The 1,003-nt window shown below is 62.4% G+C and carries 1 protein-coding gene and 1 pseudogene; both read right to left on the bottom strand.

Translation table 11 applies throughout. The features are described from left to right. The coding region (locus EN906_RS35355) for an ABC transporter substrate-binding protein (RefSeq protein WP_164777665.1) at window positions 1-365 on the bottom strand (365 nt) is incomplete at its 3' end. Window positions 366-565: 200 nt separating this feature from the next. Then, window positions 566-1,003: pseudogene (locus EN906_RS35350) on the bottom strand (hypothetical protein); the annotation flags it as partial.

The following is a 1,003-nucleotide window of genomic DNA, read 5'->3' as shown; positions in this document are numbered from 1 at the left end:
GTCATGGAGACGTCGAGCAGCAGCACGATCTTCACCGGAAGGCCGGCCGCGACCATGCCCATCGCCGTGTGGGTGGCGATGTTGGCGGCGTCGAGCTGGCCGCTTGCAAGTGCTGCATTGATGTCCTTGTCCTCGGCGAAATTAACGATCTGGACGTCGCTCAGCCCGTTCGTCTTGAACAGGCCCTTGGCCTCGGCGACATGCCATTGGCCATAGCCGAGCCAGGGCTCGATCCCGATCTTGAACGCTCCTGCCTCGGGCGTGGTGGGAATGGCCGCATCGGCTGCGTAGGCTGCCGGGGCGGCGGCCAGCCCGATGGCGGCGGCCATCACGAGCGCGCGAAATTGTCCTGTTAGGTTACGCATCATCTTTGTTCCCCTTGATGATCAGACCGCTTTTTCTAACCCAGGCAGCCGGTCTGGTGAGACTGCGGGTTTCTGCTCTTGCGGCACTGTGCCTCGGCGTCTTACCTGCCACTTCATGGTGAAGTGCGAGGATATTTCAGCGTCAGCGGGAGCGGATGTCAAGGCTAAAATACATACATGCATATACAAGTTGGAAAGACTCAATTTTCACGCTTTTCCGGATCGATCCGATCGAGGAAACCCGTCACCCGATCGGCTCCGGCAACGGGTTCGCTGCCGACCATGACCGCGACTGAGAAGGCAATGAGGGAGGAGACCCGCGTATGGCTGCGCGCGCCGGCCCGCAGGTTCATGACCAGCGTCGGCGACAGGAAAAGACCGGCCCGCAGCACCGCGCGCCAATCGGCCGGCAGCATGCCGCGCCGTTTGAGCTCCAGCAGCAATGGCCGCCACAGCGCTGTCGCCTTGACCTCCAGCAGGTCGCGGCGGACGGGGCTCAGGTCCCAGTCCGTGTCGACATGGAGCAGATTTCCGTCCAGCCGCGCCTGGGCGCGAAAAGCCTCTGTCGCGGTCGCCGGATCATAGAGCCAGAACGGATGGGCAAAGATGTTGTGGAACGTCGCCTTCACCTCCGCCAG

Origin of the sequence: Mesorhizobium sp. M7A.F.Ca.CA.004.06.1.1 (assembly GCF_003999135.1) — a bacterium.
GTDB lineage: Bacteria > Pseudomonadota > Alphaproteobacteria > Rhizobiales > Rhizobiaceae > Mesorhizobium.
Note: the sequence above shows the minus strand (reverse complement) of the source record. Positions and strands in the feature narration are given on the sequence as shown.